This is a genomic window from Corynebacterium sp. TAE3-ERU16, assembly GCF_019209935.1.
Classification (GTDB): Bacteria; Actinomycetota; Actinomycetes; order Mycobacteriales; family Mycobacteriaceae; genus Corynebacterium; species Corynebacterium antarcticum.
The window spans coordinates 366,441-386,303 of the sequence record NZ_JAHUTN010000002.1; the positions used below are offsets into that span (position 1 = coordinate 366,441).

Sequence of the window (19,863 nt, forward strand, 5' to 3'; positions counted from 1 at the left end):
CGGACCCACCCCGCGACTCCACCGGGCGAGCCCACCTTCGACCCGATCCAGTTCGATCAAAAAGGCGGGGACCAGCGGTTATTAGGCTACCCACAGTTACGCTATATTGGGCAGCATGCCCTTCATGAAACAGCCGACCGACCCCACGAGCGGAGAATCGGGCCACCACAAGGACGCCCCCACCTCCGGAGGTATCGCCGTCGACGAACGCCCGGATTTCACGGGCGACCATGCTGTCCGGGCACTTCCCCCTGAGCTCAGCGAACGCGCCAGCGAGCTGTTCAAGGCACTGGGGGATCCGACTCGACTGAAACTCCTCTATCTCATCGCGGAGAGCGACACCACCGAGATCTGCTCCCACGAGCTGTCCGTCGCCCTCCAGGTCTCCGCGCCGACGATCACTCACCACATGAAGAAACTCGCCGCGGCCAAGCTGGTCAACCGCGAACAACGCGGAAAGTGGGCGTACTACACCGTCAACTCCGACGAGTTCAACCGGGTCCACTCCCTGATCCACGCGCTGTGACAGCCGGCGTCACCCTCCCCCCGGAACGGAGGTCGACGCTTCATCTGCCCCGCTGCAGGGTCTGCAGCAGATAGTCTCCGTAGCCGGACTTCCGCAGTGTCTGCGCCCGCTCCGCGAGCTCGGCGTCGTCCAGATACCCCATCCGCCATGCGACCTCCTCCGGGCACCCGATCTTCAGTCCCTGCCGCTGCTCGATGGTGCGCACGAAATCCCCTGCGGCCATGAGGAGGTCGACCGTCCCGGTGTCGAGCCACGCGGTACCCCGGGGCAGCACCTGAACCTGCAGCCGCCCACGTTCCAGATAGGCGGAGTTGATGTCGGTGATCTCCAGTTCCCCCCGGGCGCTCGGTGTCAACCCCCGGGCGATCTCGACGACATCGTTGTCGTAGAAGTAGAGCCCCGGTACCGCGTAGTGCGACTTCGGTTCCGCAGGTTTCTCCTCGAGCGCCAGCGCGCGGCCGGAGGCATCGAACTCGACCACCCCGTATGCGGAGGGGTCCGCGACCCAGTACGCGAAGATCGCACCACCCTCCGGCTCCGTGAACCGCCTTAGCTGGGTCCCCAGTCCCGCACCGTAGAAGATGTTGTCCCCGAGGATCAGCGCGACCGAATCATCACCGATGTGCTCCGCCCCGAGAATGAACGCCTCCGCCAGACCGTTCGGTGCGGTCTGCGTCGCGAAGCTCAACCGGATGCCGAACTGATCCCCGTCGCCGAGCAGCCGCTCGAACTGGGGCCGGTCGGCGGGGGTCGTGATGATCAGGATGTCCTCGATCCCGGCGAGCATCAGCGTCGACAACGGGTAGTAGATCATCGGCTTGTCGTAGACGGGGACGAGCTGCTTGCTCACACCCAGGGTGATCGGGTGCAGACGCGAACCGGTGCCTCCCGCGAGGATGATGCCCTTCACAGTCCGGCGTCCTCATTCGCCAGTGCCCAGCCGTTCTTCAGATCGGACTCGTGGGCGAGGCAGTCCCCGACGTCGGGGAGCATCCCGGACGCCCGTGCGGACGCCAGGGACGGCGCGGCAGCATCCTTGTCGGACACGATCCGGTCTCCCGGCACCACCGGCCAGTCGATGCCGAGCTCCGGGTCGAAGGGGTCGATGCCGTGCTCGGCGTCCGGGTTGTATCCGGAGGAGGTCAGGTACACGACCGTCGCATCGGTGACCGCGGCGAACCCGTGGGCGAATCCAACCGGGATGTACAGACAGCGCCGGTTCTCGTCGTTCAGTTCCACCGACACGTGCCGACCGAAGGTGTCTGAGCCGGTGCGGATGTCGACCACGACGTCGACGATCCGGCCGTGCACGCACGTCACCCACTTCGCCTGCCCGGGCGGGACATCCGCGAAGTGCAGTCCCCGCACCACTCCTGGCCGGGACACACTCAGGTTCGCCTGCTGCAGGTCGAGTGGATATCCGGTGTGCTCCTCGAATCGGGAGGCCGAGAACCACTCGTGGAAACTCCCGCGTGAATCAGGGAACACGCGGGGATCGTCGACGAGGATCTCTGGCAGGTCGGGATGTGGTGCAGGCATGTCCCCAGTCTATCCGGGCTGTACGCGGCTAGCCGATGACCTCCTCGGTGGCGGCGTAGTTCGCCTCGGCTGAGGACCGGGCCTCCCGCCACCACCCGGGGTTGGCCCGGTACCAGTCGACGGTCTGCTCGAGCCCCGCCCGGAAATCCGTGTAGCGGGGTCGCCATCCGAGGGCCGTCGTCGAGGAGGAGTCGATGGCGTAGCGCCGGTCGTGACCGGGACGGTCGGTGACATGCACGAAGTCGTCCCTTCCACGTCCGAAGATCTCCAGCAGGTCGCCCACCACCTCGCGGTTCGATCGCTCACCGTCTGCACCGATGAGATAGGTCCGTCCGATCTCACCGCGCTCTATGATCGTCCAGACCGCGTCGTTGTGGTCGTCGACGTGGATCCAGTCCCGCACATTGTCACCCGTGCCGTAGAGACGCGGGGTTCCCCCCTCAAGGAGTGCGGTGATCTGCCGCGGGATGAACTTCTCCGGGTGCTGGCGTGGACCGTAGTTGTTGGAGCAGTTGCTGATCGTCGCCCTCAGTCCCGCAGAACGGACGTAGGCCCGCACGAAGTGGTCGCTCGCGGCCTTCGACGCCGAATACGGGCTCGAGGGATTGTAGGGCGTCTCCGGGGTGAACCTGGCTGGATCGTCGAGTGCCAGGTCCCCGAACACCTCGTCGGTGGAGACGTGGTGGAACCGGACCCCGTGCCGTGCCGCGGCCTCCACGAGTGTCACGGTCCCCTCCACGTTGGTGCGGACGAAGGCGAAGGGGTCGCGCAGTGAGTTGTCGTTGTGGCTCTCGGCGGCGAAATGCACCACGAGATCCGCTTCCGCGACAAGCTCGTCGACGAGGTCCGCCGCGCGGATGTCCTCCTTCAACAGCGCGAACCTTGCGGGATCCAGTCCCGTGAGATTCGCGGGATTGGCGGCGTAGGTCATCGCGTCCAGGACGGTGACACTGGTGTCGGGGCGGCTGTCCAGGGTGCGGCGGACGAAGTTCGAGCCGATGAAACCGGCACCACCGGTGACGAGGATTCTCATGTCGCAGATTCTAGTGCCGGTAGCGACCGGTCAGTGCCCCGCGGCGACCAGTGCGGCCATGAGAAGGAGAAGGAGACCGCCGGCCGCCTGGAACCACATCATTCCGCCTTCGGATCCGGTGAGCCAGTCCCGGACCCGGGCGGCGGCCTCCACCCAGCCGGCGTCGATGATCAGGCCGGTGATGATGGGGACCAGACTGAGGATCACCAATCCCGGCAGGGGGTCGACGCCCGCGGGCAGATATCCGGGGATGATCGTGCCGAACATGACGATCACCTTGGGGTTCGATGCGCCGACGAGCAGACCGGAGATGAACGCCGATCTCACGCCACTGTCCTCCGGCCGGATCTCGGGGATCTCGAGTCCTGTCGGCCGCCGGTGCAGATGCCATGCGGCACGCAGATAGACGATCCCCAGAGCGATCAGCACCACCACCCCCACCCAGCGGAGGACGGTGAGGAAGCTCGAGGTTCTCGCCGCAATCGTCCCGACCGCGGTGAGGATGAGAACTCCGGTGAACGCGATTCCGAGGGTGTTCCCCACCACCCCGGCCATCGCCGGGCGGCGCCCCACCGCGAGTGCCTGTCCGACGAGGAACACGATGCTCGGCCCGGGAACGGCGATGAGTACGGCGGACACCACGGTCAGCGCGAGGACGGCGGACAGCACAGAGCGTTTACCCCTGATCCAGAGAGTTGTCGGATTACCCGGGACACCCTACGGCACGGATGGCGTCACCGTTCGTCCGGGCCATCGCGGAATCACTCTGCCCCCGCCGGGACACGACCCCGGACTTCCCGCCGCTGAACCGGATGCTTCCCGGGAAACGGGCCCACCGGTGGCGTTCGCCGTCGACCACGCGGAACAGTGCGCCCGACTTTGCGTTGACCGTCAGCCCGCCACTCAGCGGAACCACGACGCGGAACAGAATCAGCGCGTCTCCGAGTTCCGTTCCAGCTGAGTGGTCTCCTCCTGCGCTGATGAGTTGGGCGCGGATCACACGGTGGGACCGGTGGGCGAAACGACCACCGGCGAGTCAGTGCTGACCTCGACGACCTCATTGTCCCGACCGTCGGCGACGGTGTCCGTTTCGTCGGTACCGGCCGGCGGATCGGTGCGGTACACGACCGAAGTGCATGTGGGGCCCCGGAAGGCCGGTGAAAACACGGATGAGGAACAGAATCGCCCGGCGCGAAGGCGACGCCGCCCGGAGCACGGATGACCAGAACCGGTTATTTGGGGGGACACGCACCGGCACCGTCACGCCCGGATCTCGGTCGATCACGGCATCCGAACCGCAGGGACCGGATGGTGGGGTACAGAGGTCCCCGGAGAGGCCCCGGCGATATCCGGACCACCTGTTGCGGGATGTTCGACGATCCTGCCGTCACTGTCCGTCCCACCGGGTCCGGAGAGATTCTCCGCCGGAGCCCATACCCCACAGAAAAACCCTCCCGCCACGGGGAGGGTTCACCGGGTCCGATCAGAGGGTCAGTTGGCCAGTCCCGCGTAGGAGTGCAGGCCGGCGGTCACCAGGTTGATGAAGAAGAGGTTGAAGACCATCGCCGCGAGTCCCGCGATGTTGATCCAGGGGGCTGCCTTGCGCCAGCTCGGCGTCGAACGGGCGTGGAGGTACGCGGCGTACAGGATCCAGGTGACGAAGGACATCGTCTCCTTGGGGTCCCAGCCCCAGAAGCGTCCCCAGGCCGATTCCGCCCAGAGGGCACCGAGGATGACCCCGAGACCGAAGACCGGGACCGCCCAGGCCGCCGCACGGTAGGCGATCCGGTCGAGCGTGTCGGCACCCGGAAGCGGACGGAGGATCTCACCGATCTTTCCGTGTTCCTCCCCCTTGGGCTGGGCCTGCCTGAACAGGTAGAGCATCGACGCGACGCCGGAGAGCATGCAGATCCCGGCACCGAAGGACACGATCGACACGTGGATCGGCAGCCAGAACGACCGGAGTGCGGGAACCACCGGCGCGGAGGCGACATGCAGCTTCGTACCGCCGTAGAACATGAGGATGAGCACGGGAACCAGCAGCCAGGGCCACATGGCCCTCAGGTCCTTCCGCTGGATCACCAGTGCCGCGATCGCCATGGTGAGGAAGGTGACGAGCGAGATGTACTCGTAGAGGTTGCCCCAGGGGAACCGGGCCGCGGAAAGGCCCCTCAACACGATCGACGCCCCCTGGAGGATGAGCCCGAGCCACAGCATGGACTGGACCATTCCGCCGAGCTTGTCGACGCCACGTGCCGATCCTGTAGTCCCCACAGGTGGCTGCGGGGTGTCCCCGGCGACCGTCCCGGTTCCCGAGACACCGACGAGTTCACGCTCACGGACTGCGGTGGTCTCCGTTGCGACCTCACTCGAACGGCGGATGTAGTAGACGAGCGCGATGATGAGACCGATGACGTAGATAACGAAAGCGGTCCGGTAAGACAGATCGGAGAAATACGCCAGGTTGCTGTTGACGGGCATCAGATCCAACTCTCGGTGTCACATGTTTCCGGCCGCGGCACGATTAAGCCGTGGTTGTTCAAAAGTCCAGCTTACGCTACCTCGATGAGGCGATTCCACCCCGAACTCACTCGTCGTCGTCCTCGTCGTCGTCCGGGAGACCGAGGAGTCTGCGGTGGAATCGTCCGTGTTCCTCGCCCCATCCGGCGCTGTCGGTGCGGGACAGCCCGGCGGTCTCGACGACCGTTCCCCCGTTCCCGTCGGTGCGGACGCGCACCCAGACGCGACGCCGTTTCACGGCGAGCGAGAGCACCAGTCCCCCGAGCATCGCGATGGCGCTGACGAGGACCCACCGCTGGGTCGGGTCGTGACTGATCTGGAGGTTGACGAACTCATTCGCGCCGTCGAACGTCACACGCGTCCCGTCATCCAGTGTCACTGATTCCCCGCGCAGCAGATTCACGCGCTCGATCTTCTGCATCGCACCACTGTGGATCTGTCCGGAGTCCAGGCTGAAGATGCTCTGTCCCCTGCCTGCGTCGAGGCCCGTGTCGCCGCGGTAGATGTCGATCGCCAGTGCGGGATCGCGCATGACGGGGAACGCGGAGCTCAGGAGTTCCCCGTTCTCACCGGTGAACTGGGCGGTGGGGGCGAACAGTCCCTGGATTCCGAGCTGGTTCTGACGCCGCTCGAACAGATCCGGGTACATTCCCGCCGGGGGGTCGAAGCGCATCGCGCCGGACGAGAGGAAGTAGGTCAGATCATCGGGCCGGAACTGCACCATCTGGGTGCGCGACTCCCCGTTCGGCCAGGTCACCGTGATCCGCGGAGCGAACCCGTGGCCCTGGAGGTAGATCCTGTCGCCCTCGATCCGGAGCGGATGATTCACCCGCAGGGTGTAGGGCTCCCACTCCGAGGGGTCGGTGAAGATGCCGTCGCCCTTCGCCCACCTGATGTTCGAGGTGAACATCTCGGCCTGGCCGTTGGGCAGGTAGTCCGCGGTGAAATCCTCGACCTCCACGCAGAACGGGGAGAGGTCGGTGCCGTCCACCAGCGTGCCCCACCTGTAGGAGTCGTAGTTGGCGAAGGCGGTGTTGCAGAACTGGGAGTTGTCCGCTCCCGCCACGACGATGACCTGTCCCTCGTAATACACCAACCTGCCGAATCCGATGGTGAAGAGGATTCCGACCAGACCCAGGTGGAACACGAGGTTGCCGAATTCGCGTGCGTATCCGCGCTCAGCGGACAGGGATCTCGCTCCCGCACGGTCCTCCTCCGCGGAGTATTCCGCCACGCGCCATCCCCTGAGCAGGCCACGGGCCTCGGTGAATATCTCGTCGGGTGTCTGTTCCACCGTCCCCGATCCGTGGTGCGGGAGCCGGGACAGGTTGCGGGGCGTCCGCACCGGGCGGCTGCGCATGGAGCGGTAGTGCTCGATCGAACGCGGGAGAATGCACCCGATCAGGGAGATGAACAACAGGACGTAGATCGCGGTGTACCAGCTGGAACTGAACACGTCGAACAGTTCGAGCCGGTCGTAGATTTCCGCGACTCTTCCGTTGGCCTCTATGTAGTCCGTGACCGTCTGTTCGTTGAGCTGCCGCTGCGGAAGCAGGGCGCCGGGGATCGCGCCGAACGCGAGGAGGAACAGCAGCGCCAGGGCGGTGCGCATGCTGGTGAGCCAGCGCCATGCCTTCAACGGATAACTGGAGAGGGTGGTCAGCATCGTCGGGGTCTTCGTCCTCCAGCGGGAAACGGGTGCCGGGGTGACTGGGCCCCGGATGGGTCATCGACGTGTCAATCTACCAGTCGTGGCACCCGCGGCCTGATTCGTGGATCTGAGGATACGTACCGCCCGGGGTGGATGCCGCTCACCGGAGAAGCGTCGGTCGTGGAGGGACGCCGGTGAACCGTCTAGATCAGTGTTCCGCCGTATTCGACGGTCCACTGCCGGACCCAGTTGATGAAGTGCGCCCACTGGCCGCTGATGAGGGCGAGCCCCACGAGGATCAGGGTCACTCCGCCGATGATCTGGATGGTTCGGGAGTGTCTCCGCAGCCAACCGACCCCCCGCATGGCGGAGGCTGACCCCAGGGCCACGATGATGAATGGGAGTCCGAGTCCGAGGCAGTAGGCGACGATGAGTGCGACGCCGCGCGCGGCGGTCATTCCTTCCGTTCCCACGGAGACGGAGATGATCGCGGCGAGGGTCGGCCCCAGGCACGGGGTCCATCCGAGCGCGAAGACACCACCGAGAAGGGGCGCGCCGACCCAGGTGGACCACTGGCGGGGGTGCATCCTCCGCTCGGTCTGGAGGGGCCGGATGAATCCCAGGAACGCGACGCCCATGATGACGGTGACGACTCCGCCGATGCGTTGGAGCAGTTCGGCGTTGAGGGTCAGGGCGCTGATGGCACCGAAGACGGTGGCGGTGGCGAGGACGAAGATGACGGTGAAACCGAGGACGAACAGCAGTGCGGCTCCCGCGACGCGCCACCGTCCGCGTCCGGCGACGCGGGGGCCGCCATCGGACGAATACTCCATCTCCCCGCCGACGACACCGGCGAGGTAGGACATGTATCCGGGAACGAGAGGGACGACGCAGGGGCTGGCGAAGGACACCAGTCCAGCGAGTGCCGCCGCGAGCATGCCGAGCAGCAGCGGACCGGACACCGCCGCATCAGCCACGCGGGAACCGAACCCGGCATCCGCGAGCGGGATGAGCCCGTCGGTCACGGTGCTTCCTCCAAAAGCGGCCCGGTGACGGCGAGGATGTCATCTGCGGTGATCTCCCGGAGGAACACTGCCGCGGGCCGGTGCTTCCTGTCGAGGACGATCGTCGTGGGGATCACGGAGGCGGGGATACCGCCGAGGGCAGCCGCCGTCTTGAACGGCGGATCGTAGATGGAGGGGTACGTCAGTCCGTTGTCCGCCATGAAGTCGCGGGAGATCTCCGGGGAGTAGTCCCGGACGTTGATGCCCAGGACCGTGCCCCCGTGTTCCTCGAGCGCCTCCTGGACGACCTGGAGGTCGTCCGATTCCGTGCGGCAGGGGCCGCACCACTGGCCCCAGGCATTCAGGACGACGACCTGGCCGGCGTAGTCGGACAGGTCGATGGTCTCACCGGGATTCTTCAGCGACTCCCCGGAGAACGGGGTGACCGGGCGGCGTTCCTCCTCGGGGTAGGTGATCTCGAGGGCACCGCCGGGCGAGGCGAACTGGAACGTCTCCACCGTCGCGGCGGGGGTGTCCGCGTCGCCGTCGGTGGAGCAGCCGGCGATCAGGATCGCCGTGGCCGCCAGGACAGCGGTGAGTGTGCGGCTGGGGCGGGAGGGCATCGTCAGATCTCCTGCGCCGGTTCCGTGTAGTAGATGTCGCTGATCTCGCTGTCCTGGAACACCAGGGAGGTCACGGACGCGAGGTTGCACTGACGGGACAGGTGCGCCAGCGGCAGTTCCTGGACGGTGCGCTGCACGCAGACGACGGGCAGCTGGTGGCTGACGAGGATGGCCTCGTGCCCCTCGGCGTCGTGACGGGCCCGCTCAACCGCGGCCATCATCCGTTCTGCGATCTCGGTGTAGGGCTCGCCCCAGCTCGGTTCCCACGGGCGGGTCAGCAGCGGCCAGCGGGAGGGGTTCCACAGCTGGGACCGCCATCCCTTGGTCCGCAGTCCCTCGAACCGGTTCCCGGCCTCGAGCAGGTTCTCGTCGGTGTCGATGTCGCAGCCGGTGATCCGGGCGAAGGGCTCCGCGGTCTCCTGAGCCCGTTGCAGGGGCGAGGCGCGGAGAACCGTGACGTCGTGACCTGTGAAGCTGGCCGCGGTGCAGGCGGCCTGGCTGCGCCCCCTGGCGGAGAGCCGGTATCCGGGGATCCTTCCGTAGAGGATGCGTTCGGGGTTGAAGACCTCTCCGTGCCGGACGAGGTGGACGATCGTGGTGCTCATGGGGCGCTTTCGGTCGTGGTGTGGGGCTTGGGCTGGGTCAGGCGGTGGCCGCGGCGGCGGCCTTCGCCGCGGGAACGAGGGCGGCCTCGATGCGTGCGAAGTCGTCGTCGGTGAGCGCGGACGAGACGAACCAGGTCTCGAACACGGACGGGGAGACGAACACCCCGTTGTCCAGCAGTGCGTGGAAGAAAGGCGGGAAGCGGAAGGTGTCGGCGGCCTGCATGTCCGCGAAGTTCCGGCCCTCGCCGTCGGCGAAGCGGACGGAGAGCATGTTGGACGCGCGCTGGATGTGGTGGGCCACACCCTCACGGGTCAGGGCCTCGGACACGAGGGCGTCGAGCCGGTCTGCGTTGGCGTTCACGGTGTCGTAGACCTCCGGTGTTGCGAGGCGCAGTGACGCCATGCCCGCGGCCACGGCTACGGGGTTCCCGGAGAGGGTTCCCGCCTGATAGACGGGCCCGCCGGGAGCGAGGCGCTCCATGATGTCGCGGCGGCCACCGAATGCCGCCGCCGGCAGCCCACCGGAGATGACCTTGCCGAAGGTCGTGAGGTCTCCGGCCACCCCGTCGACGCCGTACCAGCCGGAGTAGGAGGTGCGGAAGCCGGTCATGACCTCATCGATGATCAGGAGGGCGCCGTCTTCGTGGGCGATCTCCTTCAGCGCGGCGTTGAAGCCGGGGGCCGGGGCGACGGTGCCCATGTTTCCGGCTGCCGCCTCGGTGATGATGCAGGCGATCTCACCGGCGTTCCCGGCGAAGGCGGCACGCACGGCGCCCAGGTCGTTGTAGGGCACGACGATCGTGTCCTGCGCTGTCGCCCCGGTGACCCCGGGCGAGTCCGGGAGGGAGTACGTGGCGACGCCGGAGCCGGCGGAGACCAGCAGCGAGTCGACGTGCCCGTGGTAGCAGCCGGCGAACTTCAGCACCTTCGGCCGTCCGGTGTATCCGCGGGCCAGTCGGACGGCCGACATGGTGGCCTCGGTGCCGGAGTTGACCAGGCGTACCTCGTCGACGCTGGTGCGCTCGACGACGAGCTCGGCGAGTTCGACCTCGGTGGTGGTGGGGGCGCCGTAGCTCAACCCACGGGTGGCGGCGTCCTGCACGGCGGCGACGATCTCGGGGTGGGCGTTGCCCATGAGCATCGGGCCCCAGGAGCAGAACAGGTCGACGTAGTCGTTGCCGTCGACGTCGGTGAGGTGGCTGCCCTCGGCGGAGGCGATGAAGCGGCTCTGCCCGCCGACGGAACCGAAGGCCCGGACGGGCGAGTTCACCCCGCCCGGGGTGAGTGCACGGGCGCGCTCGAACCAGCGCGCTGAGCCGTCGGTGTTCTGGGACGTCGGAAAGCGTGGAGTCATGGGGCCATTGTAGGCGGTGCCGACGCGGGCTCCACCTTGCGCGGTCGGGACCGCCGGAACCGGACCGTTCGCCTCCGGAGAGCCCGGGCCCTGTCGTGCGGGGAGCGCAGAGCAGCTCCTTGATTCTCCACCCGTCACGGTGACGATGTGTGCGGGCCCAGGGGCTAGTTGCCTTCCGCGAGCCTGCGCGCCGCCGCACGTGCACCGGCGATGACCGCCGGCACACCCACGCCGTCGACCCAGGCGCCGGCGACGTCGACGGCCGGGATCTCACCGAGAGCCGCTCTCACGGCGGCGACGGTGTCGAGGTGGGTGTCGGAGTACCGGGGAAGCCCGCCCCACCAGTAGTGGGTGTAGATCTCGGAGAGCCCGGCGGCGCGTCCGTCGAACCCGGTGATTTTCTGCAGGTCGTCGAGGGCGTGATCGACGAGTTCGTCCTCCCCGATCTTCAGCATGGAGTCGTCGCCGAAGGTACCGAAGGAGGCCCGCACGAAGGCCCCTCCCCGTTCGCCGATGTGCGGCCACTTCTTCGAGGAGAAGGTGAACGCCTTGGCGTGCATGTCGGGTTCATCGGCGGCGATGAGGATCCCGGAGTGGTCGGGCAGACCGTCACCGGAGTCGAAGCGCATGCCGACGACGACGGAGGAGGACAGTTTCACGGCCCGCGCTGCGGTCGCGGCATCGGGGGCGACGTCGCGCAGGAGGACTGCTGCGGTGGGGGCCGGGACGGTGCCCAGTACCCGGTCGTAGGCGGTGTCGCCGGCCCCGGTGATCCGGTACCGCCCGTCCTCGGGCACGATCCCGGAGACGAAGGTGTCGAGGTGGATGTCCGCTCCGGACTGTTCGGCGAGCTCCTCGTAGAGCTCGGCGTATCCACCGCGGAAAGCGCCGAACACGGGGGTCTTCTCCGGGGTGAGCTTCTCCTTCGGGGTCAGGGTCTTGCGTGCCTGCTTCCTCTCGTCGAGATTCTTCAGCGCACGGCTCAGGGTGACTCTCTCCCCGGCCCCGGCGAGGGCGTCGAGCTCCGCGGCGAGCTGTGGCACGGTGGCTCGCAGCCCGAGTTCATCTGCGGGGCAGGAGTAGACGCCGCCGAGGAGCGCGGAGACGACGTGGTCGACGACGTCGTCGCCGAAGCGCTCGCGCACCAACCCACCGACGCTCGTGTCCGCGCCGACGGTCCAGTCGATGCCGGGTGCGTCGCCCTCGGCGTCGATCCGGGCGCGGGTGTCCTCCCCGACGAGGTCCCCCAGGGACGCCGAGGCGGAGGGGATGCCCATGACGGTGTCGTGCGGCAGGGGGTGCAGCCGCCCACCGGAGTAGATCATCGAGGTGTGCGGCCCGGGGTGCACGATGCTCTCGGCGAGGCCGAGTTCGGTGAAGAACTCCGTCGCGTCGGCGCGGAACGCGAGGTAAGCCTCGGCGCCCATGTCGGTCGGCCCCGCGTCGAACGCGACGGTGTGCAGTTTGCCGCCGATGCGGTCGGTGGCCTCGAAGACGTCGATGTGCGCGTCCGGATCCAGGGTGTGGATCTCGCGGGCGGCGGTGAGGCCGGCGAGACCGGCTCCGATGATGGCGTACGAGGTGCTCACGGGTTAGACAGTGCTCCTGTGGGAAGGGGGCTCGTTGGTGTTCGGGTGTTTCCCGCCCAAGCCTAGTACCCCGGCGCGCCCCGGGACCCGCGGGTCGTGGCGCGTGGAGCAGGCATCCGTTCTACCCCGCGTGGATCGCGGCGACGGCCGCGGTGATCGCGTCGGGATCGGTGTCCGGGAGCACTCCGTGACCGAGGTTGAAGATGTGCCCGGTGGCGTCTCCGGCGGCGATCGCGGCGGTGGCTTCCGCGCGGATGCGGGTGATCTCCTGCTCAACGACCTTCTCTCCGGCGAACAGGAGGGCGGGGTCGAGGTTGCCCTGCAGGACCTTCGGGCCAGCGGTGGCGCGGATGCGGCGGGCCGCCTCGTCGAGGGGCACGCGCCAGTCGACGCCCATGACCTCGCTGTCGGCCTCCGCCATGGAACCCAGCAGTTCGCCGGTGGTCACACCGAAGTGGATGCGCGGGATCTCCCCGGCGATGCTCGCCAGGATCTCGGTCGAGTAGGGCAGGACGTGGTCCCGGTAGTCGCGTTCGGTGAGGAACCCCGCCCAGGAGTCGAACAGCTGCATGGCGTCGATGCCCGCCGTGACCTGGGTGCGGAGGAAGGCGGTGACCGTGGGCACGATGCGGCGCATGAGCGCGTGCCAGGTATCGGGATCGGCGTGCATCATCGCTTTGGTGACCTGGTGGTTCTTGCTGGGCCCACCTTCGACGAGATAGCTCGCGAGGGTGAAGGGCGCACCGACGAAGCCGATGAGCGCCTGGGTGTCGGTCAGTTCATCCAGGATGAGGTCGATGCCGGCGGCGACGGGTTCTACCTCGTGGTCCAGAACAGGGAGCGCGTCGACGTCCGCGCGGCTGCGGATCGGGTGCTCCACCACCGGGCCACGGCCCGGGACTATCTCCACGTCGACGCCGGCGGCCTTGAGCGGGACGACGATGTCGGAGAACAGGATCGCCGCATCGACGTCGTGCCTTCGGACGGGCTGCATGGTGATCTCGGCGAGCAGGTCCGGCATGAAGCAGGAGTCCAGCATCGCGATGCCCTCACGGACCTTCCGGTACTCCGGCAGCGAGCGTCCCGCCTGGCGCATGAACCACACCGGCGGGCGGGAGGGGGTCCGGCCGGCGGCGGCGTCGAGGAGAGGGGCGTTGTCGAGCGTGCGGCGGGCCGCCGGTGAGGGTGCTGTCATGCGTCCCATCCTGCCTGACCCTCTCACCCGAAGGCCAGACGGACGGCCCGGTGGTCGGGTGAGAGAGAGGAACTCGTATGAATACGCTCACACTCCACCCGCGAAACACCCCCCTTCATGCCACCGGGGGTTTAAATGGTGAAGTCACGTTCATTTCCCCGGCAGAAGATCGTAGAGGACCCACCCATGAGCGACCATCATCCAGCGACACTGACCGACGCCGAGATCTTCGCGGCGCACGAGGGCGGCAAGATCGGGACGATGTCCCGTCGGCCACTGGACACCGTGCACGACCTGTCCATCGCCTACACACCCGGTGTGGCCCGGGTGTGTGAGGCCATCCGGGAGGATCCCGCGCTCTCCCACGACTACACGTGGGCCGGCCGCAACGTCGCGGTGATCTCCGACGGCAGTGCAGTTCTGGGACTGGGCGACATCGGAGCCAGGGCGGCGCTGCCCGTCATGGAGGGCAAGGCCCAGCTGTTCGGCCGGTTCGCCGGGCTCAACGCGGTGCCCGTCGTGCTGGACACCACGGACGTGGACGAGCTGTTCGCCACGATCGTGGCCCTTGCGCCGTCGTTCGGTGCGATCAACCTCGAGGACATCTCGGCACCCCGATGCTTCGAGCTGGAGCGTCGCCTGATCGAGGCCCTCGACATCCCGGTGATGCACGATGACCAGCACGGGACGGCCATCGTGATCACCGCCGCGCTGCGCAACGCGTGCACGCTCCTGGACCGGAAACTCAGGGACCTGAAGGTGGTCATCTCCGGTGCCGGCGCCGCGGGTGTCGCGTGCGCGAAGATGCTCATCCACGCGGGTATCCGGGACATCGTGATGCTGGATTCGAGGGGGATCATCCACCCGGACCGCACTCCCCTGAACTCCGTGAAGCAGGAGCTAGCGCACATCACCAACCCCCGCCGTGTCTCGGGCGGCGTGGCCGAGGCACTCGCCGGCGCGGACACCTTCATCGGGTTGTCCCGCGGGCACGTCGGTGAGGACGCACTCAAACTCATGGCCCCGGATCCCATCCTGTTCTCCCTGGCCAACCCCGATCCGGAGATCACCCCGGAGCTCGCGTACACCTATGGGGCGGTCGTCGCCACCGGACGCAGCGACCTGCCCAACCAGATCAACAACGTGCTCGCCTTCCCCGGCATCTTCCAGGGGGCGCTCGCCGCCCGGGCCACGGGGATCACCCCGGCGATGAAACTCGCGGCGTCGAGGGCCATCGCGGACATCGCGGCGGAGCGTCTCGACGCGGAGTACATCGTCCCCTCGCCGCTCGACGCGCGGGTCGCCCCCGCCGTGAGCACAGCGGTGCAGGCCGCGGCGCTCGCTGAGGGCTGATCCCGGGCGCGGGTGGGCGGCGGCGATGCGCCGTCAGAACTTCCTGACCCGCTGCGAGCGGTACTCGATGATGAGAGAGGAGGCGACCATGAGGACGGTCGCCGCCATCGGGTGCAGGACACCCGCGGCCGCGGCGGCCATCGCCACCCCGTTGTAGGTCCAGGCGAGAATGATGTTGCGGTCCGCGAGAGCCGACACCCGGCGGGACAGGACGATCATCTCGGGCACGGTCTCGACGTCCTCCCGCAGCAGCACGACGTCGGCCTCGTCGTGGTCGAGGTCGTCTGCGGAGCCCATGAGTACACCGATGTCGGCGACCCGGAGGCAGCCGAGGACCGAGGTGTCGCCGACCATCGCGACGGTCTCGCCGCGGGCGTGCACGCTGCGCACCGCGATGTCCTTCTTGCCCGGTGCGATACCGGCCAGCACCTTCGAGATTCCGAGGTTGTCGGCGAACCGACGCGCGACGGGATAGGTGTCCCGGGTCAGCATCATCGTCTCCAGTCCGAGGTTCTCCAGTTCCGCGACGGCGTCGATCGCATCGTCCTTGACCTTGTCGTAGAGCGTGATGACGCCCCGTGCCCTGCCTTTCCAGCTGACCACCAGCGGGGTGCCGCCGGCGACGGATGCGGTCGCGAGGCGACCGTCGAGTTCCGAGAGGTCCCGCGGGCGCCACAGCGTGGCTTCAACGGTCCGGAGCTCGAGGTTTCCGTCGGAGTCGGGCATCGGGATCTCGACCTGTCCGGAGAAGTTCCCGCCGTCGGTGATCCGGACGTGGTTGACCTCGATCCAGTGCGGGACCTCCTCGCCGCCGGCCCCCGAGTCGCGGGCCTCACGGGCGGCACGGACGAGTGCCTTGGACACCGGGTGGTCACTCTCCATCGCGAGCGCGCCCGCGACGCGGAGAACGAGTTCGGGATTCTCCCCCAGCTCGGTGGTGATGGTCTCGAGCGCCATCTCACCCTTCGCGAGGGTGCCCACCCGGTTGAAGATGACCGTGGTGACCTCGTCTAGCTGGCGCATGGTCTCAGCGTTGCGCATGAGTACGCCGCGCCGGGCGGAGGTCTCGATGCCCAGTCGCATGGCGATCGGGGTGGACAGTGCCAGTGCGACAGGTCCGACGCAGGCGAGCATGGCGAGACCGGTGGCGAACGCGGCGTTGAGGTTGCCGCTGATCAGCCACCAGAGGAAGAAGTCGAGGGTCGCGAGGCTGAGCGCCCACGGGACGAGCAGCGACGCGGAGCGGGTGGCCAGCTGCGCGGAACGGTTCTGGTACTGCGAGGCCTCGGCGATCCACCGGTGCATGCTCGCCAGGCGGGTGCGTGAACCGGTGCGCTGCACACGGATCTTCAGCGGCCCTCCGAGGTTCATGCCGCCGGCGTAGACGTCGCTGTTTACCTTGACGTCGAGTGTCTCCCGGCCACCACCGATCAGCCCGGGCACGATGGTCGAAGCACCACCGATGACCCGACCGTCGGACGGGATGACCTGGCCGGTGGGGACGATGATGTCGTCGCCGACGCGGACCTCCTGCAGAGGGATGGTCTTCTTCACCGGTTTGCCGCTGCGCGCGTTCTTCCTGACCACGGTCACCGCGGAGACCGAGGACTCGATGTTCTGTCCCTCCTCGTCGAGCAGGGAGTTCCTGCCGGACCGGGTGGCCAGCCGTCCCGCCAGGAGCAGAACGGTCGATCCGCAGGCGACGTCGAGGAAGAGTTCCCCGGAGGAGAAGATCGAGTGGTTGACGGCGAGCCATTCGGGGGATGACGTCCATCCCACGTCACCGGCCTTCGTGAAGGTCAGCATCATGATCGACCACAGGTAGGCGGAGATGATCGCCACCGAGCTGGCGGCGTCCAGAGCCGACATACCCCGGCGCAGTCCGGCGACCATCGCCCGGTGGAACGGCCACGCTCCCCAGAGGACCACGGGGGTCGCGAGGGCGAGGCACACCCACTGCCAGTAGTCGAACTGCAGGTCGCGGAAATAGTTCATCACCAGGACGGGAATGGTCAGTGCGAGGCTGACGAGAAACCGGAGCGGCGTGAGCAGGGCCCGGGCGGTGAAGAGCACGTCGGTGGGCTCCGCCTCCCGCGGGAGGGTCCGGACGTCCGACCGCAGGCGCCCCTTGTCCCGGGATTCCTGATCCACCTCACGGGGGGTCCGCGGGCCGGGACGGCGGCCGAGTCCCCGGATGGCCAACCCCGACCGGGAGTGCCGGTGCTGGGCGAGACGTTTCCGGCGGTTCGCTATCTCCAGGCGTTCCGCACGCCGGCGAAGCGATGACCGGGTGAGATACGCCTTGACCCCCACCTCCGAGAGCCTGCGGATCAGTTCCTCCGGATTGACGTCGTCCGGCACCGTCACCCACGCGGTCGACGTCGGGTAGATCACGCTCGCGCGGACACCCTCGATGTCGTTGAGGGCACGCTGGATCTCGGTGACGTGCACCGCGGACTTCACGCCGTCGAGTTCGAGGGCGAAGGAGGTCCATCCGCCGCCGGACCGGCGGGCGAGGCGCAGCTGGAGTGACTCATCCCCGTTGCGGGGCCCGAGACCCGCCATGCGGGCGGCCTCCTTCGCCTCGGCGATCGCCGAGGCGACCTGACGCTCCGATTCCTTCAGCTCCTCCGGGGTACTGTCCTGGACGAAGACCTCGGGAATCGGATTGTCGGTGGTCGTGGGGTCATCCTTTTTCGGCGTCACGGTTTTTCCTGGAGTCGGTCGGAAGGTGGACACACCCGGTACGCCGGGTGGAACGGTCCTCGGTGTTCGAATCTACCCGGATCAGGGCACGGATCACGGGGTTTTCCCGGCTACCGTCCCGGAACCCCCGGGGATCCCCCGTCACCGCCGTCCCCCTCCCGCCAATCGACGGCGTCGGGACGACGGCTGAAGATCAGTCCGAGGACACCGGCGACGGCGGCGAGGATCTGCAGGCTCCCGTCGATGAGGTACAGCGCCGTCGGCGCGGCGGTTCCCGTGGGGCTCGTGGTGAACACGACGACCGCACGGACCGCGAAGTAGACACTGAAGAACACCAGCAGGGTCCGCAACCACTTCCGGCCACTGTTGCGTGCGTACCCGTAGACGGCGAACGCGAGGAGAACCATGATCCCGATTCCCAGTACTCCGGCCATGATGATCGCGGCGGTGATCACATCGTCGACGGGAACCCCACGGGTGCCGCCGAAGTCCGCGTTGGATTTGACCGCGGATGGATCGATGAGGCTGATCACCACATTGAATATCTGGTGGATGATCTCGAGGACCACCATCGCCCACCACAGCTGGACCGCGAGTCGGGCGGATTCCGGGATGGTGGGGGCCGGTTTCGCCTGGGGCCGCCCGGGCTGCTGCGTCATACGGGTGTCCTGTCGTCGGGGATGGTGTGCCGGGTCGATCAACGGATCCCGGGCGCCGTCGGCGACCACCGACGATCGGCGGTGCCCCGGGGATCCTGCGGAAGGACCGCTCCCCACGGTAGTTGCCGGTGCGCAGGGGACCGACGTCGGGGGACGGTATCAGCCCGGCTAGGCCCACCGGTCCTGCAGCCTGCGGGCGGCGTCCACCGCGAAATAGGTCAGGATCTGGTCCGCGCCCGCGCGCTTGATGGACGTCAACGACTCCATCATTACGGCGTCGGCGTCGACCCAGCCGTTCGCTCCCGCGGCCTTGATCATCGCGTACTCGCCGGACACCTGATACGCGGCGACCGGAACGGGTGAGGTGTCGGCCACCGCCCTCAGGACGTCGAGGTACGGCAGCGCCGGCTTGACCATGACGAAATCGGCACCCTCCTCGACGTCGAGTTCGACCTCGAGGAGGGATTCCCGGAAGTTGGCGGGGTCCTGCTGATAGGCGCGCCGGTCACCGTCGAGGGAGGACCCGACCGCCTCCCGGAAGGGACCGAAGAAGGCGGAGGCGTACTTCGCGGAGTAGGCCATGATCGCGACATCGCCGTGGCCCGCGTCGTCGAGGGCCTCCCTGATCGCCGCGACCTGGCCGTCCATCATGCCCGAGGGACTGACGATGTGGGCGCCGGCCTCCGCCTGGGAGACCGCCATCCTCCGGTACAGCTCCACGGTCGCGTCGTTGTCGACGATCGTCTTCCCCGAGCGGTCCTCGGTGAGGACACCGCAGTGCCCGTGATCGGTGAATTCGTCGAGGCAGGTGTCGGCCATGACGAGTATCTCGTCACCGAAGCGCTCGCGGACAGCGGCGATGCCACGGTTCAGGATGCCGTCGGCACGCCAGGCGACGGAACCGGTGGCGTCCTTGTCCCCGGGGCGGGGAACACCGAACAGGTCGATGCACCGGATCCCCGCGTCGCGCGCATCCTCCACCGCGGCGAGGAGCGAGCCGGTGGTGTGCTGCACGACGCCGGGCATGGAGGCGATGGGGTTGGGTTCGTCGATGCCGTCGGCGATGAACATCGGGAGAATGAAGTCCGCGGGGCGGAGCGTGCTCTCGGCGACCAGCTCACGCATCGCCGGGCTCGTGCGCAGACGGCGCGGGCGACGGACCGGACGGGAAGAAACAGTCACGGGAAACAGACCTCTCGAAAGGGTTGCGGGTGTCGGAAAGGGACTCACCTACTGTCCTACTCCCCCACGTGCGGGCCGTGCACGGCCCGCACGTGGGGGAGGGATCAGGAGTTCGTCCGCCGCGAGCGACGCTTCTTGCGCGGGGGCGGCAGCTGCCCGGCGGCCCGCAGGGCAGCCACGTGGGCGGCGAGTGCATCGACGAGCTCGGCGACCCCGGCGACCTCCGGCTGGACATCGACCCTGAGCCCCATCTCCGCGGCGGTGGCCGCGGCCATCGGGCCGATGCAGGCGATGATCGTCCGCTGGTGGGGCTTGCCCGCGATG

General features: G+C 67.8%; 19 protein-coding genes and 1 pseudogene. 2 read left to right on the top strand and 18 right to left on the bottom strand.

What is annotated here, in order from left to right:
* The first annotated feature begins 124 nt into the window (after nt 1-124).
* Nucleotides 125-526 (top strand): ArsR/SmtB family transcription factor, encoded by a 402-nt coding sequence (locus KRX55_RS03835; RefSeq protein ID WP_218406473.1) that lies wholly within the window; start codon nt 125-127, stop codon nt 524-526.
* 40 nt (nt 527-566) lie between these two features.
* Here KRX55_RS03835 and rfbA read toward each other — a convergent pair whose 3' ends face one another.
* The 14 genes from rfbA to hemE form a co-directional block, all read right to left on the bottom strand.
* On the bottom strand, nt 567-1,436 hold the full coding sequence (gene rfbA, locus KRX55_RS03840; protein ID WP_218406474.1) for a glucose-1-phosphate thymidylyltransferase RfbA: 870 nt from the start codon (nt 1,434-1,436) through the stop codon (nt 567-569).
* Nucleotides 1,433-2,065, bottom strand: coding sequence for a dTDP-4-dehydrorhamnose 3,5-epimerase (rfbC, locus tag KRX55_RS03845; RefSeq protein WP_218406475.1), 633 nt, complete (start codon nt 2,063-2,065; stop codon nt 1,433-1,435). Before rfbC ends, rfbA begins: the two co-directional genes overlap by 4 nt.
* Before the next feature lie 28 nt (nt 2,066-2,093).
* Nucleotides 2,094-3,098, bottom strand: a complete 1,005-nt coding sequence (rfbB, locus tag KRX55_RS03850; RefSeq protein WP_218406476.1) for a dTDP-glucose 4,6-dehydratase — start codon at nt 3,096-3,098, stop codon at nt 2,094-2,096.
* 30 nt (nt 3,099-3,128) lie between these two features.
* Nucleotides 3,129-3,767 (bottom strand): LysE family translocator, encoded by a 639-nt coding sequence (locus tag KRX55_RS03855; RefSeq protein WP_218406477.1) that lies wholly within the window; start codon nt 3,765-3,767, stop codon nt 3,129-3,131.
* Nucleotides 3,768-3,801: 34 nt separating this feature from the next.
* Nucleotides 3,802-4,098 (bottom strand): hypothetical protein, encoded by a 297-nt coding sequence (locus KRX55_RS03860; RefSeq protein WP_218406478.1) that lies wholly within the window; start codon nt 4,096-4,098, stop codon nt 3,802-3,804.
* Complete coding sequence (locus KRX55_RS11805; RefSeq protein WP_255567522.1) at nt 4,095-4,223, bottom strand: hypothetical protein; 129 nt, start codon at nt 4,221-4,223, stop codon at nt 4,095-4,097. The genes KRX55_RS03860 and KRX55_RS11805 overlap by 4 nt, the downstream gene beginning before the upstream one ends.
* Nucleotides 4,224-4,589: 366 nt before the next feature.
* On the bottom strand, nt 4,590-5,579 hold the full coding sequence (gene ccsB, locus KRX55_RS03865) for a c-type cytochrome biogenesis protein CcsB (RefSeq protein WP_218406479.1): 990 nt from the start codon (nt 5,577-5,579) through the stop codon (nt 4,590-4,592).
* Nucleotides 5,580-5,685: 106 nt separating this feature from the next.
* A complete protein-coding gene (locus tag KRX55_RS03870) occupies nt 5,686-7,284 on the bottom strand; it encodes a cytochrome c biogenesis protein ResB (RefSeq protein ID WP_218406480.1) in 1,599 nt (532 codons plus the stop codon).
* 188 nt (nt 7,285-7,472) lie between these two features.
* Nucleotides 7,473-8,207, bottom strand: coding sequence for a cytochrome c biogenesis CcdA family protein (locus tag KRX55_RS03875; protein ID WP_218406512.1), 735 nt, complete (start codon nt 8,205-8,207; stop codon nt 7,473-7,475).
* 83 nt (nt 8,208-8,290) lie between these two features.
* The gene (locus KRX55_RS03880; protein WP_218406481.1) at nt 8,291-8,896 is read right to left on the bottom strand and encodes a TlpA disulfide reductase family protein; all 606 of its coding nucleotides are present in this window, start codon (nt 8,894-8,896) and stop codon (nt 8,291-8,293) included.
* Nucleotides 8,897-8,898: 2 nt separating this feature from the next.
* Nucleotides 8,899-9,501 (bottom strand): histidine phosphatase family protein, encoded by a 603-nt coding sequence (locus KRX55_RS03885; protein ID WP_218406482.1) that lies wholly within the window; start codon nt 9,499-9,501, stop codon nt 8,899-8,901.
* A gap of 37 nt (nt 9,502-9,538) precedes the next feature.
* Nucleotides 9,539-10,855 carry a glutamate-1-semialdehyde 2,1-aminomutase gene (gene hemL / locus KRX55_RS03890; RefSeq protein WP_218406483.1) on the bottom strand — a complete coding sequence of 439 codons (1,317 nt, stop codon included), beginning with the start codon at nt 10,853-10,855 and terminating at the stop codon, nt 9,539-9,541.
* A gap of 164 nt (nt 10,856-11,019) precedes the next feature.
* Nucleotides 11,020-12,444, bottom strand: coding sequence for a protoporphyrinogen oxidase (locus KRX55_RS03895; RefSeq protein ID WP_218406484.1), 1,425 nt, complete (start codon nt 12,442-12,444; stop codon nt 11,020-11,022).
* Nucleotides 12,445-12,565: 121 nt separating this feature from the next.
* Entirely contained in the window at nt 12,566-13,639 is a 1,074-nt protein-coding gene (hemE, locus tag KRX55_RS03900) for a uroporphyrinogen decarboxylase (protein WP_218406485.1), read from the bottom strand.
* Between the two features lie 186 nt (nt 13,640-13,825).
* On the opposite strand from hemE, the gene KRX55_RS03905 reads away from it, so the two are divergent.
* Entirely contained in the window at nt 13,826-14,992 is a 1,167-nt protein-coding gene (locus KRX55_RS03905; RefSeq protein WP_218406486.1) for an NAD(P)-dependent malic enzyme, read from the top strand.
* 33 nt (nt 14,993-15,025) lie between these two features.
* Here KRX55_RS03905 and KRX55_RS03910 read toward each other — a convergent pair whose 3' ends face one another.
* From KRX55_RS03910 to KRX55_RS03925, 4 genes and pseudogenes are all read right to left on the bottom strand, one after another.
* Nucleotides 15,026-17,698, bottom strand: coding sequence for a heavy metal translocating P-type ATPase (locus KRX55_RS03910; protein ID WP_441303212.1), 2,673 nt, complete (start codon nt 17,696-17,698; stop codon nt 15,026-15,028).
* A 110-nt stretch (nt 17,699-17,808) separates the two neighbouring features.
* Nucleotides 17,809-18,357: a hypothetical protein gene (locus KRX55_RS03915; RefSeq protein ID WP_218406487.1), complete on the bottom strand. Its 549-nt coding sequence runs from the start codon at nt 18,355-18,357 to the stop codon at nt 17,809-17,811.
* 168 nt (nt 18,358-18,525) lie between these two features.
* Nucleotides 18,526-19,539 (bottom strand): porphobilinogen synthase, encoded by a 1,014-nt coding sequence (hemB, locus tag KRX55_RS03920; protein WP_370625745.1) that lies wholly within the window; start codon nt 19,537-19,539, stop codon nt 18,526-18,528.
* A 104-nt stretch (nt 19,540-19,643) separates the two neighbouring features.
* Nucleotides 19,644-19,863, bottom strand: a pseudogene (locus KRX55_RS03925) (bifunctional uroporphyrinogen-III C-methyltransferase/uroporphyrinogen-III synthase); the annotation flags it as partial.

Excerpts from the sequence above, each read along its gene's own strand:
- hemE (WP_218406485.1), bottom strand. The coding sequence starts at position 13,639 with ATGACAGCACCCTCACCGGCGGCCCGCCGCACGCTCGACAACGCCCCT.
- KRX55_RS03885 (WP_218406482.1), bottom strand. The coding sequence starts at position 9,501 with ATGAGCACCACGATCGTCCACCTCGTCCGGCACGGAGAGGTCTTCAAC.
- KRX55_RS03880 (WP_218406481.1), bottom strand. The coding sequence starts at position 8,896 with ATGCCCTCCCGCCCCAGCCGCACACTCACCGCTGTCCTGGCGGCCACG.
- rfbB (WP_218406476.1), bottom strand. The coding sequence starts at position 3,098 with ATGAGAATCCTCGTCACCGGTGGTGCCGGTTTCATCGGCTCGAACTTC.
- KRX55_RS03915 (WP_218406487.1), bottom strand. The coding sequence starts at position 18,357 with ATGACGCAGCAGCCCGGGCGGCCCCAGGCGAAACCGGCCCCCACCATC.
- hemL (WP_218406483.1), bottom strand. The coding sequence starts at position 10,855 with ATGACTCCACGCTTTCCGACGTCCCAGAACACCGACGGCTCAGCGCGC.
- KRX55_RS03870 (WP_218406480.1), bottom strand. The coding sequence starts at position 7,284 with ATGCTGACCACCCTCTCCAGTTATCCGTTGAAGGCATGGCGCTGGCTC.
- KRX55_RS03835 (WP_218406473.1), top strand. The coding sequence starts at position 125 with ATGAAACAGCCGACCGACCCCACGAGCGGAGAATCGGGCCACCACAAG.
- KRX55_RS03875 (WP_218406512.1), bottom strand. The coding sequence starts at position 8,207 with ATGCTCGCGGCGGCACTCGCTGGACTGGTGTCCTTCGCCAGCCCCTGC.
- KRX55_RS03905 (WP_218406486.1), top strand. The coding sequence starts at position 13,826 with ATGAGCGACCATCATCCAGCGACACTGACCGACGCCGAGATCTTCGCG.
- rfbC (WP_218406475.1), bottom strand. The coding sequence starts at position 2,065 with ATGCCTGCACCACATCCCGACCTGCCAGAGATCCTCGTCGACGATCCC.
- ccsB (WP_218406479.1), bottom strand. The coding sequence starts at position 5,579 with ATGCCCGTCAACAGCAACCTGGCGTATTTCTCCGATCTGTCTTACCGG.